This window comes from Thermococcus sp. 21S7 (assembly GCF_012027615.1).
In the GTDB taxonomy this organism is placed as follows: Archaea; Methanobacteriota_B; Thermococci; order Thermococcales; family Thermococcaceae; genus Thermococcus.
On sequence record NZ_SNUT01000047.1, the window covers coordinates 1 to 254 of the forward strand.

Genomic DNA, 254 nt, shown 5'->3' on the forward strand with positions numbered 1-254 from the left:
CTGGTGGACGTTGGCAACGTTCTGGGGAAGATTGACGTTGTGGAAGACTTCGAGTATCATCTGGCACTCTACGCCAGAATCGCGCGAAAGGTCCCGAAGGGAAGTAGAAATCACACGGTGGTACTTGGAATAGAGAAGTTCACCTTCACGTTCCTTGAGGATCCATCGAAGGTGGAGAGGTACTTCGAAACGATAACCAGAAAGTACCTCGACATCAGGGGTAAAATGAGCTTCATGTTCCTGAACGTTGATAT

General features: G+C 48.4%; 1 protein-coding gene. It reads left to right on the forward strand.

From position 1 onward, the window contains the following. Positions 1-254: DUF257 family protein (locus tag E3E51_RS13035; protein WP_167913528.1), on the forward strand; the 254-nt coding region annotated here is incomplete at both ends.